The following is a 15,385-nucleotide window of genomic DNA, read 5'->3' on the forward strand; positions in this document are numbered from 1 at the left end:
GCGTTTATTCGATGGGCAGAACCAGCAGAGAGCGGTCGCAGCCGGGCGAAGCCAAACCGCGAAGCACGATCTCGAAGGTTTCCTTCATTTCTTCCAGGATTATCCGGTTGTTGCGCATGGCGAGCGGAAGGCGCGCCACGTTTTCAACGATGCCGCCGGTGATCATGATGATGGTACGTGTTACCCTGACCGGATCGATGGAGGGGTCGAGGCTGCCGTCCGCGACGCCGCGGGAGAGAATGTCCTGTATCATCCTGAACAGCAGGAGCGGCTCCTGCAGTCCGGCGCCGGAGTTCTCTTCCACGATGTAGGGGAAGCCGGGGTTGAGCGCGTTCTTTACGCCGAACAGCACGATGATCTCGCTCGATTCGCCGAATATCTCGAGATAGCTCAGCCACAGCGTGCGGATCGCCTGCAAACCAGAATCCTCCGGCCTGATTTTCTGCTGAACATAGTCGATAAAGTACGAGCCGGCTTCGTGGAAGAACTCTTCCAGAAGGGACTGCTTGTTGTCGAAGTAGAGGTAGAGGGCGCCCTTGCTCAGTTCGCAAGCGGTCGCGATGTCCTGCATGGAGACCGAATCGATGCCGCGCTCCAGTATGAGCCGGCGCGCGGTGTCCAGAATAAAGGCTCGCCGCTCCTCTTTTTCGCGTTCCTTGCGTTCGCTGATTCCCATGAACCTTCCTGTTTAAAAACGCCGGTCATTTACTGACCGCCGGTCATTTATATAAGCATACAAAATTTATATTGAGAATTCAAGAAGAAAACGACGCAAAAAATCGACGAAAAAGATCACGAGCCGGCAATGGATTTCGCCTCCGCCGGCTGCGGCTGCTAGAGCCCGCCCCTGCAGGCGCGTTCTGCCTCGGCCCTGATGTTCCGTATCTTCTTGTCTAACGGGGTTGAAATCGGTACAGTAAAGGTACGTAGCGTGTATTTTTTGAAAGCAGGAGATAGATTATGGTGAAAGCGTTAGAGAAAAATTCGAAATGGCAGGGACGCAAGGGACCGGTGGTCCTCGTCATCATGGACGGCGTCGGATACGGTAAATACAGCGAAGGCGACGCGGTCGCGGACGCCCACATGGAAGCGCTCGCCGACTTCCAGAAAAACTGGCCCACGACCAGGCTCAAAGCCCACGGCACGGCGGTCGGCCTCCCCTCGGACGAGGATATGGGCAACAGCGAGGTCGGGCACAACGCGATCGGCTGCGGCCGGGTGTTCTCCCAGGGCGCGAAGCTGGTGTCCTCCTCCCTTGAAACCGGCGCGATGTTCTCGGGCGACACCTGGAAAAAGCTCGTCGGCAACGTGAAAAAGACCGGCGGAAAGATGCACTTTATCGGGCTCTTTTCCGACGGAAACGTGCACTCGCATATCGACCACCTGAAGGCTATGCTCGTTCAGGCTAAAAAAGACGGAGTCAAGTCCGCCCGCATTCACGCCCTCCTCGACGGACGGGACGTCGGCGAAACGAGCGCCCTGGACTATATCGATCCGTTCGAAGCCTGGCTCAAGGAGCTCAACGCGGACGGCTCGGATTTCCGCATCGCCTCAGGCGGCGGCCGCATGTTCATCACGATGGACCGCTACAACGCGGACTGGTCGATGGTCGAGCGCGGCTGGAACGTGCACGTGTTCGGCAAGGGCCGGCTCTTCGCGAACGCTCATGAAGCGATCGAAACCTGGCGGAAGGAGATCCCCGGGATCATCGACCAGGACCTGAAGGAATTCGTGATTGCCGAAAACGGAAAGCCGATCGGAACGATCGAGGACGGCGACTCGGTAGTGTACTTCAACTTCCGCGGCGACCGCGCGCTCGAGCTCACCGCAGCCTTTGAAACCGGGGCGGACTTCGACAAGTTCGACCGCGTCCGCGTTCCCGCGGTAGAATACGCGGGCATGATGGAATACGACGGAGACCTCCATATTCCGGCTCAATACCTGGTCACCCCGCCGGCGATCGACCGCACCATGGGCGAATACCTCGCCGCCTCCGGCGTGCGAACCCTCGCGATCAGCGAAACCCAGAAGTACGGCCACGTAACCTACTTCTTTAACGGAAACAAGCTCGGCAAGTTCGACGAAAAACTCGAGGACTACGTCGAGATCAAGAGCGACGTCCTCCCCTTCGAGCAGCGTCCCTGGATGAAGTGCGCGGAAATCACCGACTACGTGCTGGAAGCGATTCCTTCGGGAAAATACGACTACATCCGGCTCAACTTCCCCAACGGCGACATGGTCGGACACACCGGCATCTACGAAGCGGTGCTCTGCTCGATGGAAGCGATGGACCTCCAGCTCGCCCGCCTCAAGAAGGCGGTAGCGGCGGCCGGCGGCGTAATGGTGATGAGCGCGGACCACGGAAACGCGGACGACATGTTCGAACACGAGAAAAAGTCCGGCGCGGTCTCCCGCAAGGAAGACGGCTCGCCCAAGGCGAAGACCAGCCACTCGCTCAACCCCGTTCCCTGCATCGTCTACGACCCCGCCTTCAAGGGCGAGTACAAGAAGGAGCTGAAGGAAGGCCTCGGCATTTCCAGCCTCGCGGCGACCTGCATCGAGCTTCTCGGCTACAAGGCTCCGGAAGACTACGACGTCTCCGTCCTGAACTGGAACTGATAAAAAGATAGACCAAAGCCGGGGGCGCGCGCAAAACGGCGCGGCCGGCTTTCGGCTGCCGCGAGCCGCGCCCGCGCCGAAGGGCGCGGCCGGCAACCTGCGCGCGGCGCGTTGAGCCTGACTTCGGCGAGCGGCCGGACGCGGGCTTTATTCGGCGTCGACGCGGAAGGCGCCGACTGCTTCGTCGAGCTGGGAGATGGTTTCGCCGGTGCGCTCGGCCATGGTGGCGAGGCGGACGGCACCCGAGTTGACCTCAGCGATGTCGCGGGTGATGCTTTCCACGCTCGAGGAGCTTTCGGCGGTGCTGTCCCTGAGCCGGGCGATTTCGCGCATAATCGTTTCGCTGCCGCGGTTCATTTCGGCCGAGCCGGTTTGCACCTGGGCGGTTATGTCGTTCATCTGTTTCAGCGCTTCCAGAATCTGTCGCGCGCCGTCCTGCTGCTCGCCTATCGCCATTTTGAATTCCTGCACGAGGGCGTCAGTCGAACCGATGCGCTCGGCGACCAGGGCGAACGACGCCTTCGAAGCGCCGGAAGACTCCACCACCATATTGATTCCCCGCTGAACCTCGGCAAGAACCGTGCTGATCTTCTTAGAATTTTTAGACGCGTTTTCCGCGAGCGATCTGATTTCGTTCGCGACTACGGCGAAGCCCATGCCGGCGCTTCCGGCGTGAGCCGCTTCGATCGCGGCGTTCATCGCGAGCAGGTTCGTCTGGGCGGCGATCGCGGCGATCACCTTGTTGGCGTCCTGCAGAGAACGCGAGTCCGCGGCGATTCCGCTGATTCTTTGAGCGGTCGCTTCCTGCATGCCCGTGCCTTCCCGGGCCGCTTCCGAAAGTTCGGCGAACTGTTCCGCCATGATGGATGTCGAGTTATTCAAGGCGCCGATATTGCCGACCATCTCTTCGATCGAGGCAGAGGCTTCCGTTACGCTCGCGGCCTGTTCGGTGATCAGGCGGTCGAGCGAGGCGATGTTTCCGGTAATCTGCTCGACGGCTCCCGACACTTCCTGAACGCTCGCCTTCTGAATCGAGTTTTTATCCGTTACGATTTTCGCTCCGGCCGATATTCGCTCGATGGACGCGGCAGAATCCGAAGCGTTGCGGGTCAATCCGGTTCCGAGCACGATGAGCTGGTTCTGCGCGTCCTTGATTTCGCGCACGCTGTTCGCAAGCCCTTCGGTAAAGCGGTTGATCAATCCGGTTATGGTTCCCAGTTCGTCGACGGATGAAAGATAGATGCGGGAAGACAGATTTTTCTCCGAACCCGCGAGCTGGTCCAGCTGGGTAATGATCTGCGTGAAAACCTCTCCCATATTTGCGCTCCACACCCGTACGAAGGCGATGGCGACGCCGATGAAAACGAGCATTCCGAAACCGCTCGACAAAACCGAACCGCGCGGAATGCCTGCGAGCGAACCCCACTTACCCATCAGAACAATTCCCAGGGACAGGGCGTACAGAATGCCGAGGATGATGCAGAAAAGCGGAATGATCATCGCCTTACCTTGCTGGCGGTGATCCCGGAGCTTTAAGGGAAAGGAAACCAGCTTCTGGCTTGAAACGAACTTGATGGTGAGCCTGTCGGTCAAATTGTAGATGCCGGCGGCTCCCAACAGAGCCCAGGAGTAGGAAATGCCGGCGATGGGAAACGTCAATCCCGGATACAGGCCGATGACTCCCGCGAACAGGGAAACAAGAGCGATCCATGCAAAAGCTATCGCAAGATAGACGACGAAAATCTGCAGGGGAATCGCGCCGGTGCGCTTCATCGTCGCCATCGCTTCGTCCTCGGTGATGCCGGGACGGTTATAATCGATTGCATAGAGCGGAGCCCACAGGGAGCTCGCGGCAATGGTCGCCGCGACTGTGAGCAAACCGGACAGGAACACGGTCAGGAATACCGGCAAAAAAGCCGCGGAAGGAGATCGGAAAAAGGCGCATTCTATCGCGACTGGAATTACCGCTCCTGCGCTGCAAGCGCCGGAAATGAGCCTGAAGTAGCCTGAATACGATTTCACATTGAACCTCCGCGGGACAACATTGACAAATTTCGGCATCCGGGAATACTGGAACGATGACTGAAATAGAAATTAAAGCGCATGTATACGAACCCCTTGCCGTAGAAAAAACAATTTCGCAATTCGCGGGCGAGCCCCGGCGTCTTGAGAAAAAGGATGAATACTGGGCTCATCCCGAAAACGGAAAGCGCGTCAGAATCCGCGTCGAAACCGAATTCGACTCCGGCGGAAAGACGGCGTCCGTTAGAAAAATGATAGCATATAAGAGAAAAGAACTCAAAGATACAGTGGAAATAAACGATGAAATCGAGTTCTCCATCGATTCGCAGGACGATTTCCAGGCGTTTTTAAGCGATCTCGGCTTCGCGCCCAAAGACCGGAAACAGAAGAAAACGCTTTCATGGACAGTTGCAGAAACCGCCCGTCCGCCGATTACCATTGAATTATCGGAAGTCGAACCGATCGGATGGTTCGTCGAGATCGAGATTTTGATGGAAAATCCGGGAGAAGAAAGCATCGCACGGGCGAGGGAAAGCCTTATGGACACCCTGGCGCGCTGCGGCGTAAGCGAAACCGAGCTGGAAACCAGATACTATACGGATCTCTTAGCGGATTCTGCAAAGAAAATGTAAAAGATCTCCAGATACATTTGCATCCTGAGAAGGGCGAGATTATACTCCTAATTAACCGGTAGCACCGGCGCCGGTTTTGGCGCTGATCTCGCCGGCCCTGGCTATTGCCAGCCATGGCTCTATGCCAGCCTTGGCTATTGCCAACCCTGGCTATTGCCAGGACCCTTCTGTGCGGCGCTTAAGTGACAGCCCGGCAACCGAAGGGAAAGACGGTAGAATATGTCCGGTTTCGCCCCGCAAGAGCTTTCCGGAACCTCCTTGAAGACCGTTTTTCCAGTTGACCGGGCTTCTTATTTATGGGCACCTCGAAAAACATTCGGTTAGTTTTCCTCGGTGCCCTTATATAATACGGACGGCTGTCGAATAGACAGCCGTTTTTTTTCTGAAGCGCCGGAATCGCTTCCGCTTTATAGATCCACCGGAGCGTCGTTTTTCTCGCCGCCGGTTACGAAGCCCATTGTGATGAAGGCCAGCAAAAAGAAGACGGCGCAGAACACGAACATGGTTTTATAGCCGCCCACGTCGATGAAGAATCCGGCGAAGGAAGGCGCGACGATTGCCGCAAGCTGGGAGAACGTGTAGTAGAGGCCGGTGTATACGCCGATGTTGTGATGATGGGCCATCTGCCAGAGCATCGGAAACGAGTTCGCGATGATCGCAATCCAGAAAATTCCGAACAGAAACATGAGTCCCCAGAACGCGAGCTTGAGGCCTGCCAGCGGAATGCCAGCGGCCGAGGCTCCCGTTTCAAGAAAGAACACGGCGAGAACCGCGACGATGAGCACGAGCAGAGAGAGGCGGATTACGCGCTTCCGGCCCCACTTGCTGGCGGCGTATCCCATCGGAATAGCCGCAAGGGCGGACGAGATGCCGACCATACCCATCGCCAGGGGGCCCTGTCCGGTGGAAAGGCCGAAGGTGACGATGCTGTATTGGGTCAGATAGGGAACCACGCCCTGATAGCCGACGAACCAGAAAAACAGGCTCAACAGAACCAGAAAGCCGCTTTTGTCGCTTGCGGCGAATACGAGCCTGATGCTCTGGAAGAAGGGAATTTTCTCCGGTGCGGGAGTGCCGTCCGCGCCGGAGTCTGCCCGGGAAGTTTTATTTTCGCGGACGAAGGCAACCAGAAAGACGACCGCGATCAGTACGAAGAGGGCTCCAGCGGGAAAGGCGAGTCGGTTCTTCGTCGCGCCGAGAAGGGGCAGCACCGTATCCACGTCCATGAGCCTGGCGAGAAAGAGGGTTCCCACGATCGCCGCGATGTTGCCCATCGTGTTGATGACGCCGTTCGCCTGGGAGCGGAACTTGCCGGGAATGGTGTCCGGCATCAGGGCGACGACCGGTCCGCGGACCGACTGCTTAAAGAGGTTCAGAAAGAGCAGAAGAACGATGAGGGCGAGCAGAGAAGTCTCGGCTGCGTACGGGATTCCAGCGAAACAGATTGCTGAAAGCGGAAGCAAAACAATGATCCACGGCATCCTGCGGCCGAGCGGCGTTCTCGTATGGTCGGACCAGATGGAAACGACGGGAATCAAGAAAAGGGCCAGAAGATTGTCGAGGGACATGATCAAGCCGATGATCGTTTTATACGGTATATAGTTCGAAAGAAAAATCTGTACGTAGCTGTCGTAGAGGGGATCCATCATCCCCATGGTGAAGAATCCGAAGCCTATCAGAAAGGTCAACGGCAGGTAGGATCGAAAATGTTTTGCTTTTGCTTCCATGCTATACACCCCTTTTGGGGGAAGTATAGCATGGAATAATGAGGTTATTGCGAGAAAATCATGAGGCTTAGCCGATGTCCGCGACTGTTCTGACCTTGAGCGCCCGGGCGAACTGTTCGGCCGTTACGGCGAGAACGGTTCCTTCGGCGGGAGAGTCCGACCAGATTTCATCCTTGCGGACGAAAACGGCGGCGGTTTCCCCCGGCGCGAGGTCGAAGTAATTATCGGAGAACAGGGCGTCGAAGCCGGCGGTATCGAGTTCGATCGAGCGGGCGCAAACAGCGGAAGACACTCGTATTTCGAACCGGTCGCCCGAGTCCGCGACAGCGAAGGTCGGCGTTTCCTTTTTCCACTCATAGTGCTTCGGCGGAACGAAGAGAACAGAGCCCCGGCTTCCCGGCTCGATGAACGGGCCTTCGACAGAAGAATTGACGGAAGAATCGTCCGGTGCCGGCAACTCGCCGTCATTCGCGACAAAGGAATAATAGAGAATCGCCTTCCGCCGCGCGTATTCATCGGCAAGGATATCCGAGAAATCGAGGAAGACCGCTTCCGCGTCCGTCCATGCGGGAACTCGAACAGCCCGGCTTCCGGCGGAGAGAACCGTTGTTCCCGAAATCGAGCCGCTCTCGTCGATAAGGCGCCACAGGACCGTGCCGGAAACATCCCGCGCGGTTTCGTTCGCGACGTGAAGGCTCGCGGAGGATCCCGTTTCGCAGGCGGAAAGGAGCACCGGGGCGAAAAAGCGGCGGGACATGTAGTGAAGCGCCTTCCAGCGCCCGTACCAGTCGATGCTCGCCCAGGAGGCGACCGGCCAGCAGTCGTTGAGCTGCCAGTACACCGCGCCCATGCAGCGGTTTCCGTTCCGGTTCCGCCGCCAGTGTTCGACGCCGTACCTCAAGCCTTCGGCCTGAATCAATTGAGAGGCGTACACCAGGGCTTCGAAGTCGCGCGGGTACCGGTAATTCGCGCTTATATAATGAAGAATCTTCGCGTTTCCAGAATCGCATTTTTGATGGGCTTCCATCACCGGGGAGAAGATATTGCGGTCTTCAGGCAAGGTAAACGCTTCGATGGTTTTCATCGAGGGAAAGGATTCTATGCCGAACTCCGACATAAAACGGGAATAGCATTCGCGGTAGGCGGTAAAGGGCTTGAGCCCGTGCCACACCGTCCAGTTGTGCATATCGCCGCGCTCTTCCGCGTTCGGTTTGAAAAACGAGCCGCCGGACGACGGAGACGAGAGCCAGTAGAAGGTTTCCGGATCGAGTTCGCGGTTCAACGCGGGAAGAATCTCTTCGTAGAGCCTGATGTAATCGGCCTTGAGCGCCGGTGAGTACTTCTCCGACCAGCCCCAGGAACACCAGGCTTCCTCCTGTTCGTTGTTGCCGCACCAGAGCCCGAGGCTTGCGTGATGGCGGACCCGCTTCACGTTGTCGATTATCTCGGCGACGATGTTCTCCCGGAACGAAGGGCTGAGCTCGTACACGCCGCAGGCCATCATGTGGTCGTGCCAGATCACAAGGCCGTATTCGTCGCAGAGATCGTAGAAATCGTCTTCCGGGTAGTTCGCCCCTCCCCACACGCGGATGCAGTTGTGACGGGCGGCGGCCGCTGAGCGGACGAGCCGTTCGGTCCGTTTGCGGGTATTCCGCGCGATAAGGGAATCCTCCGGCACGTAGTCGGCTCCCATGGCGAAGAAGGCGGTTCCGTTCGCCTCGAAGGCGAAGGATTCGCCCCATTCGTCCGCGTCCCGCCTGACGGAGAGGGTTCGCAGGCCGAGACGGAGCTTTTTCTCGTCGAGCGTTTGCGCGCCGGCGCCTTCGTTGCGCGAAAGAACGACGGTCAGATCATAGAGATGCTGGGCGCCCAAGCCGTTCGGCCACCACAGCATCGCCCGGGGAATGCTGAGGGCGAGAGTCTTCTCGTAACAGGTTTCGCCCGGGGTTTCGAAGCCGGTGAACGTTTTTTCGGCGCTATCGGCGAGGGCGCAGGAGGCAGAGAATTCGCTGCCGTCCGGAGCGGTCGCGCTGACGGTCAGACCCAGGTTCTTCCATCCGGGCGCTTGCGCCGAAGCGCGCAGACGCACGCGCGCGAAAAGCTCTACGTCGGCTGTTTCACCCTTGCGGTTCGAATGAGTTTGTACAATATAGACGTCGCGGATGTCGACTTCTTCCGGAAGCGCGATGTACGCCGGGCGCCAGATTCCAAGATCGGGGAGCACGGGGCCCCAGTCCCAGCCGCTCATCGAATGGGCTTTGCGCAGGTGGCAAAAACCGGGGTATTGGCCGCCTGAGCCGCCGGGAAGCGGGAGACGGGTTTGCTCGGCCTGCATTTGGGCTGTCGGCGAAAGAAGACGAACCGTCAGGGTGTTTTTTCCGGGACGAGCGAGGCCCGCGAGGTTGAATTTCCAGGTGCGGTGCATGTCGGCGGTATTTCCGATGTGCGCACCGTTCAGGTACACCTCGGAAAGCGTATCGATTCCTTCGAATACCAGCTCGATCAGGGATCGCGATGCGATTTCCGGCGAAAGGTCGAAATCCCGCGTAAGCGTCCAATCGGCGGCCGCCAGAGCCGCATAGAGGCGCTCGTTCTCCCTCCAGAACGGGTCGGGAGAGGAACCGGTTTCCAAACAAGCTGAAAAAAGAGAACCGGGAACGGTCATCGACGAAGGAACGGCAAAGCCTTCGAGCCCTGCGGTTTTTCCTTCAGGGCCTGCAAGAGTCCACGTTCCGTTCAAATCAATCGTGCGCATGTAAAAACTCCTCTAATACTGATGAAAATGATACTGCAATCGACGTAAAAAACGCCCGGATCCGGGCGCGAGTTCATCGGTTCAGCCGATACACGGCGGCCTTTTTTCCGTTTACCAGAATATCGGTCCGAAAGCCCTCGCGGGCGGCGCAGGCGGAAAAAGACGGCGATACGGCGGCCGCGCGCTCGAAGAGGTCCTTTGCTCCGGTAAGAACGACGGCCTTTCCGCCGGGAGCGAGGATTCTGTCCAGTTCCGCCAAGAAGGCCGAATAGAGGGAGCCGAGTTCTGCCGAGTCGGAATAGCCGCCCGCCTCCCATTCGCCCCAGGGAGGGTCGGCGGCAACGAGATCGACCGAAGCGGTTTCGATCATGGCGAGATTTCGCGCGTCTCCGCAGTGGATCCGAACGCGGGAATTCCCGGAAAAGCGGCGCTTGAGACCGGAGACCAGGGACGAATCCGAATCCACCGCGACGATCGCGGCGTTCGGACAGAGAATCTCGAGCTGGGCGGGAATCGAGCCGTAGCCGGCAAAGGGATCGCAGACGAGCTTCTCCGTTCCTGAAGGCTGCGCCAGGGCGGCGACAAGCAGAGCCGTTTCGCTCTTTAATTCTCCCGGCCGCGGAGCCGGTCCCTTTTTAGCCGGGTGCTGGGGAAGCTTGCAGGCGAAATACGCCGGACCTTCCTGGCGGATGAGAAACCAGAATTCGGCGCCGCCGGAAAGCTTGTCGAGCCGCATCCGCGCCGAAGAGGCGATGTATTCTTCCGCTTTTTGGACAAAGCGCTTATCCACGCTTTCAAAGCGGCTCGCCCGCGAAAAGCGCAGGCGGAAAGAATTTCCCGGGATTTTGGGAGCGGCGAAGCCCGCCAGCGAATCTTTCTTGATGATTCCGTGGATCATGTCCGGAAAGGATATGCCCGGCGACGCCCATTCGCGGACGACGGCGAACACATTGGTGAAAAAAAGCGGCGCTTTTAAAAGCGGATCGGCCGACGGGGCGCTGAACAGCACCATTCCGCCGGACCGGGAGACGATCTTGACTGATGGAAGAAAGCGGCGGAGCAGCAGGGGAACAATTTCTTCGAAGCCCGCGGGGAATGTCACCAGAAAGCGTAAGTCGCGCATGCGGGCATACTACACCATCGGGTTTGCATTTTCCAGCTCCCGGGGGTACTATGGGGGTATGAAGCTTAAAGCGAGATTTTCACTCATCATCGGTTCGTTGCTCTTCATCGCGGCGGCGCTGACCGCGTTCGTAATCTTTTCATTCTCCCATGTTTCCCGCCTGCAAACCTATCAGACGAGAACCAGCGATACGGTCACCGAATGGGTGAAGCTGCGCATCTTCCTTTCGGATATTTTCACCGTATCATTCGACGTCGATACGGTCGATTCGCGCTGGATGGATATAAATACGAATTTCTCCGGCTCGTTTTCGGGCATCGCCGAATCGCCTCTGCGCGGCCGGCTATCCGCCGAGACGAACGAGCTTATCGACAACGCCGGCAATCTTCTGGAGCTCATGCAAAAGTCCTTTACCGCCCTCGACTCCGAAATCGGCCAGCTCTCAGCGGCAGGGATCGCGTCGAACACCAAGCTCCAGCTGAAAAGCCGAGGACTCAGCTCCGTTTTCAATTCGCGCGAATCGGAAGATTCGTCCGCGGTGACGCTCTGCTATCTCCAGCTCAGTTCGTCGCTCTACAAAATGAACGTATATTCGGCGCCCTTCGAATCGATACTCGAAGAAATCAAAAACCATCTGGACCGGGACGTTTCGGCGAATATCCGCAGCGTTTTGCTCAGAAGCATACTCGTTCTCGCCGTCCTTTCCCTGGCCGCCTTCATCGTCATCTTCCGTATGACCTCGAAAATCGTACGGCGGCTCGACTCGCTCAGAGACAGCACGGAATCGCTCGCCGCGAAGGACCTGACGATCTCCGTCGGCGACCGGTACAAGGATGAAATCGGCGAACTTTCCGGCCATCTCGACACCTCCATCAAGGCGCTCAACGGCGTGATGAAATCCGTGCAGACGGCTGCCGACGACGCGACGGGCATGAGCGAGTCAATCAACTTCGCCGCGGGAGAAGTGACGACCGCTACCACAGAAATAAATTCCAACATCGAATCCATGGACAAGCAGTTCGACAATATCAAGACCGCGATGAAAAACGCGTCCTCCGCGCTGGAATCGATGTCCTCCTTCCTGGTTACGTTCATGACCGACATCGAACGCCAGAACAGTTCGATCGCCGACAGCGGAAAAGCGATTTCAGTCATGTCGGAATCGATCAACACCGTATCGAAGAAGGGCAGGGACAAAACGCGGCAGATGGATGAGCTTCAGCGGGTCGCGCAGGAAGGCGAAGAAAAAATCGAGAATACCGAGTCGATTCTCGTCGGCGTTACCGGCCAGCTCGACGAGGTTCATTCGTTCATCACCATGATCAATTCCATCGCCGAACAGACGAGCATTCTGTCCATGAACGCGGCGATAGAAAGCGCGCATGCGGGAGAGGCGGGAAAGGGATTCGCGGTAGTGGCGGACGAAATACAGAAACTCGCGGAGTCTACCACCGAGAACGCGCAGCTGATTACGACGACACTGACGGAAATCAGCTCCAACGTACAGGAAGCCCGGAATTCGAGCCAGAGCGCGACGGAGGCTTTCAGCAACACGACTTCCGCAATCCAGGAATTGAATGTAACGCTGAACGAAATCGTATCCGCGCTCGAGCTGATCGACGAACGGAGCGGGGAGCTCTCCCGCCAATCGAAGGAAGTTCTCGATACGACGTCAGGATTATCAGTTAAAACCGATAAACTGGATTCGTTGAGAAAAACCGCAATACATGAAATTATTCAGATGGACTCGATCATCGCAGAATCGAGCGGAGGGGTTTCGGAAATCGCCGCCGGAACGGGAGACATCCTGAAACGCATCATGGAAATACACGAGCTCAGCACGAAGAGCAAGGAAGCGATGAAGGTTTTAGATTCTATGCTCGAGGAATTCCGTACGACCGATTCTACAATTCAAGAGCTTGATTGACGGCTTCAACGAAATCGGGAAGAGAGACGGGTTTCTTGAAAAAGCGGTCCGCGCCCATTTGAGCAAGTTCTTCTTCAAGGCCGGGATCTTCCAGAGCGGTGATGACGATGACGTACGGCTTGCCGAAGGTAGCGTCGGTTTTGATTCTCCTGCAGATTTCCTGGCCGTTGACTCCGGGCAGGGCCAGGTCCAGAATCACGAAACCGGGTTTGCGGTCCGCAAGCTGGGCGCCGGCGTCGAATCCGTCGAAGGATTGAAGCACGCTCATGCCCTGCAGATTTTTTTCAAGATAGTTTTTTATGGCGTTATTGAGGGCGACGTCGTCGTCGATGACTATGAGGGATTTCCAGTTGGCTTCAGGGCCGATGACGTCCTGGAGTACTTCGGGCATGCGCATTCCGCGCTCTAAAATGAAGCTGACGAGATCGTCCCGATAGACGCGATATTGGCCGCCGGGCGTGTTAAAAGTCTTCAAATAGCCGTTTTTGATCCAGTTGATCGCTGTCTGATTGACGACTCCGCAAAGATTTGCGACTTCAAGAGCGGAAAAAATCTGGATGCGCCGTGTTTTTACTTCCTTGTTCATAATACCTCACATGGAAATATAGACCAAACCAAGGGTCATCTCAAGCACTTAATCAGTGTTTCCAGCCTTTTTAAGGCATGTTTTAATGGTTTGACGGGAAAACCCCGCGCGCGATAAAGAGGTTACCAATTTATTCCCCTCGCGGCCGCGCGCGATAAAGCGTTCTGCGGCCTTCATACAGCGCGATTCCTCGTCTTCGGGGGAAAGGGACGCCGAAACGCTTTCCTCGGCGATTTCCGCGGAAACGCCCCTGCTGCGGAGCTCCGCGACGAGACGAGAGCGGCCTTCCGCGCGATGAATTGACCGCGAGCGAAGCCAGGCTTCCGCGAAGCGCCTGTCCGAAAGCCAGTTTTTCTGCTCGAGATAATCGAGCGCCTGCGCGATCGCTTGTTGCGAATGGCCCTTTCTGGCCAATTTTACCGACAATTGAAACCGGCAGTGTTCAGCTCGGGCCAGGTATGCGACGGCGTCGCGCTCGGCAAGATAGCAATGCGAAGCGAAAAGAAGCGCTTGGGTTTGTTCCGGGGACAGCCGGAGTCCCGGTTTGAGAGCGGAAAGAAGGGACGCTTCTACGTATTCGTCTCTGAGAAAAAAAGAAGGGCCTTCGGCCGCGGATACCTTGAGTATCCCGGCTGAGGCCCATTCCAAATCGAGAAGAGTAGCCAGAATATCAGCGTTTGCTGAACTGGAATCTTCTGCGAGCACTGCGCTGACCGTACTTCTTTCTTTCAACCATGCGGGAATCCCGGGTAAGGAGTCCGTTGGCTTTAAGGGAAACTCTGTTTCCAAGATCGATCTGGGCGAGGGCGCGGGAAATGCCGTGGCTGCAAGCTCCGGCCTGTCCGTTGAGTCCGCCGCCGTATACGGTGATCACCACGTCGAACTTGGTGTCGCTGGCGGTAACCATGAGGGGCTGGCGAACAACCTGCACCTGCTCGGGGGTGGCGAAATAAGAGCTCGCTTCCTGATCATTGACCAGGAGCTTTCCATTTCCTTCGCGGATAAAAACGCGGGCAACGGCGGTCTTGCGGCGGCCGGTTCCCATTCCGATATTTTTGATCACGATCCTTACTCCTCGTTAGACTTCCACAACCTGCGGATTCTGGGCGGCATGCGGGTGCGCGGCACCGGCATAGATCTTCACGTTTCCGAGCATCCGACGACCGAGAGGTCCCTTCGGAAGCATTCCCTTGATGGCGAGCATCAGGGGATCGGTGGGATGGCGTTCAAGCAGCTTGTTATAGCTGAGAGCCCGGAGATGACCGACAAAACCGGTGTGGTGATAGTAAATCTTGTCCTGAGCCTTGGTTCCGGTTACGGCTGCCTTCTCGGCATTGATAATAACAACGTAATCGCCTGTGTCCTGGTGAGGAGCGTAGGTAACCTTGTGCTTGCCCCGAAGCATAGCGGCGGCTTTAGCGGCAACGCGTCCTACGGGCTTATCTGCCGCGTCGATCACGAACCAGGCGCGGGGAGCCTCTTGTTCCTTCAAAAAAATAGTCTTCATGTGCGTACCTTGAATAAAATTATTCCTCGCATCGGGGCTCAAGCATCAGACCCGATCCGTTTTGCGCAAGCGATGAAAATCACCGCAAGACGCAGATAATGTGGGTTACTCAATATATAAAAAGAAACCGGATGATGTCAAGGGCCGATGCTATTCCGTCTTGCCGCCCGCGGCTTTCGCGGCTTCCTCTTCCTTTTTTGCCTCTTCCTTGTCTTTCAGGTCGGCTATTCCGATGAAAATGGAAACGAGGCCGACAAAGGCGGCGAAAACCGGAAGGCCGCCGCGAAGAAACAAAATCATGTCAGCTCCCCAGCCCAGACCAAAACCCGCAAGTTCGGGGGGAAGAGCGGCGAAAACGGTGAACAACACAAGAATAATTCCGGCAATTAAGGCAACCATTGGAAAATCTCCTTATTACGGACGATCGATCATCCGTTTACATTCATAATATTCTCATATGCCGACGCTCTGGTCAACCGAAGCCTCT

General features: G+C 57.0%; 13 protein-coding genes. 3 read left to right on the forward strand and 10 right to left on the reverse strand.

Translation table 11 applies throughout. The features are described from left to right. Positions 1 to 4 precede the first annotated feature (4 nt). The gene (locus tag K7J14_RS11610; RefSeq protein WP_230756386.1) at positions 5 to 676 is read right to left on the reverse strand and encodes a TetR/AcrR family transcriptional regulator; all 672 of its coding nucleotides are present in this window, start codon (positions 674 to 676) and stop codon (positions 5 to 7) included. A 284-nt stretch (positions 677 to 960) separates the two neighbouring features. Between K7J14_RS11610 and gpmI the strand changes: the two genes are divergently transcribed. Further along, positions 961 to 2,619, forward strand: coding sequence for a 2,3-bisphosphoglycerate-independent phosphoglycerate mutase (gpmI, locus tag K7J14_RS11615; protein WP_230756389.1), 1,659 nt, complete (start codon positions 961 to 963; stop codon positions 2,617 to 2,619). A gap of 147 nt (positions 2,620 to 2,766) precedes the next feature. Here gpmI and K7J14_RS16240 read toward each other — a convergent pair whose 3' ends face one another. Next, positions 2,767 to 4,641 (reverse strand): methyl-accepting chemotaxis protein, encoded by a 1,875-nt coding sequence (locus K7J14_RS16240; RefSeq protein WP_230756392.1) that lies wholly within the window; start codon positions 4,639 to 4,641, stop codon positions 2,767 to 2,769. 56 nt (positions 4,642 to 4,697) lie between these two features. On the opposite strand from K7J14_RS16240, the gene cyaB reads away from it, so the two are divergent. Next, on the forward strand, positions 4,698 to 5,273 hold the full coding sequence (gene cyaB / locus K7J14_RS11625; RefSeq protein ID WP_230756395.1) for a class IV adenylate cyclase: 576 nt from the start codon (positions 4,698 to 4,700) through the stop codon (positions 5,271 to 5,273). Positions 5,274 to 5,680: 407 nt separating this feature from the next. On the opposite strand, the gene K7J14_RS11630 is transcribed toward cyaB, so the two are convergent. The 3 genes from K7J14_RS11630 to K7J14_RS11640 form a co-directional block, all read right to left on the reverse strand. Continuing rightward, positions 5,681 to 7,000, reverse strand: coding sequence for an MFS transporter (locus tag K7J14_RS11630; RefSeq protein ID WP_230756398.1), 1,320 nt, complete (start codon positions 6,998 to 7,000; stop codon positions 5,681 to 5,683). Between the two features lie 67 nt (positions 7,001 to 7,067). After that, positions 7,068 to 9,755 (reverse strand): beta-mannosidase, encoded by a 2,688-nt coding sequence (locus K7J14_RS11635; protein ID WP_230756401.1) that lies wholly within the window; start codon positions 9,753 to 9,755, stop codon positions 7,068 to 7,070. Positions 9,756 to 9,828: 73 nt separating this feature from the next. Then, complete coding sequence (locus K7J14_RS11640) at positions 9,829 to 10,878, reverse strand: TRM11 family SAM-dependent methyltransferase (RefSeq protein WP_230756404.1); 1,050 nt, start codon at positions 10,876 to 10,878, stop codon at positions 9,829 to 9,831. Positions 10,879 to 10,936: 58 nt separating this feature from the next. Between K7J14_RS11640 and K7J14_RS11645 the strand changes: the two genes are divergently transcribed. Further along, entirely contained in the window at positions 10,937 to 12,805 is a 1,869-nt protein-coding gene (locus K7J14_RS11645) for a methyl-accepting chemotaxis protein (RefSeq protein WP_230756407.1), read from the forward strand. On the opposite strand, the gene K7J14_RS11650 is transcribed toward K7J14_RS11645, so the two are convergent. From K7J14_RS11650 to K7J14_RS11670, 5 genes are all read right to left on the reverse strand, one after another. After that, complete coding sequence (locus K7J14_RS11650) at positions 12,783 to 13,358, reverse strand: response regulator (protein WP_230758882.1); 576 nt, start codon at positions 13,356 to 13,358, stop codon at positions 12,783 to 12,785. The genes K7J14_RS11645 and K7J14_RS11650 overlap by 23 nt on opposite strands. A gap of 81 nt (positions 13,359 to 13,439) precedes the next feature. After that, positions 13,440 to 14,096 (reverse strand): regulatory protein RecX, encoded by a 657-nt coding sequence (locus K7J14_RS16245; RefSeq protein ID WP_230756410.1) that lies wholly within the window; start codon positions 14,094 to 14,096, stop codon positions 13,440 to 13,442. After that, positions 14,062 to 14,451, reverse strand: a complete 390-nt coding sequence (gene rpsI / locus K7J14_RS11660) for a 30S ribosomal protein S9 (protein WP_330165612.1) — start codon at positions 14,449 to 14,451, stop codon at positions 14,062 to 14,064. Before rpsI ends, K7J14_RS16245 begins: the two co-directional genes overlap by 35 nt. A gap of 18 nt (positions 14,452 to 14,469) precedes the next feature. Then, positions 14,470 to 14,898, reverse strand: coding sequence for a 50S ribosomal protein L13 (rplM, locus tag K7J14_RS11665; protein WP_230756412.1), 429 nt, complete (start codon positions 14,896 to 14,898; stop codon positions 14,470 to 14,472). Positions 14,899 to 15,048: 150 nt separating this feature from the next. Beyond that, positions 15,049 to 15,297 (reverse strand): hypothetical protein, encoded by a 249-nt coding sequence (locus tag K7J14_RS11670; RefSeq protein ID WP_230756414.1) that lies wholly within the window; start codon positions 15,295 to 15,297, stop codon positions 15,049 to 15,051. Between the last annotated feature and the right edge of the window lie 88 nt (positions 15,298 to 15,385).

Source organism: Teretinema zuelzerae, from assembly GCF_021021555.1.
GTDB lineage: Bacteria > Spirochaetota > Spirochaetia > Treponematales > Treponemataceae > Teretinema > Teretinema zuelzerae.

What these genes read in the sequence shown, in the direction of transcription:
- K7J14_RS11610 (WP_230756386.1), bottom strand. Translation starts at nt 676, where the DNA reads ATGGGAATCAGCGAACGCAAGGAACGCGAAAAAGAGGAGCGGCGAGCC.
- gpmI (WP_230756389.1), top strand. Translation starts at nt 961, where the DNA reads ATGGTGAAAGCGTTAGAGAAAAATTCGAAATGGCAGGGACGCAAGGGA.
- cyaB (WP_230756395.1), top strand. Translation starts at nt 4,698, where the DNA reads ATGACTGAAATAGAAATTAAAGCGCATGTATACGAACCCCTTGCCGTA.
- K7J14_RS11630 (WP_230756398.1), bottom strand. Translation starts at nt 7,000, where the DNA reads ATGGAAGCAAAAGCAAAACATTTTCGATCCTACCTGCCGTTGACCTTT.
- K7J14_RS11635 (WP_230756401.1), bottom strand. Translation starts at nt 9,755, where the DNA reads ATGCGCACGATTGATTTGAACGGAACGTGGACTCTTGCAGGCCCTGAA.
- K7J14_RS11640 (WP_230756404.1), bottom strand. Translation starts at nt 10,878, where the DNA reads ATGCGCGACTTACGCTTTCTGGTGACATTCCCCGCGGGCTTCGAAGAA.
- K7J14_RS11645 (WP_230756407.1), top strand. Translation starts at nt 10,937, where the DNA reads ATGAAGCTTAAAGCGAGATTTTCACTCATCATCGGTTCGTTGCTCTTC.
- rplM (WP_230756412.1), bottom strand. Translation starts at nt 14,898, where the DNA reads ATGAAGACTATTTTTTTGAAGGAACAAGAGGCTCCCCGCGCCTGGTTC.
- K7J14_RS11670 (WP_230756414.1), bottom strand. Translation starts at nt 15,297, where the DNA reads ATGGTTGCCTTAATTGCCGGAATTATTCTTGTGTTGTTCACCGTTTTC.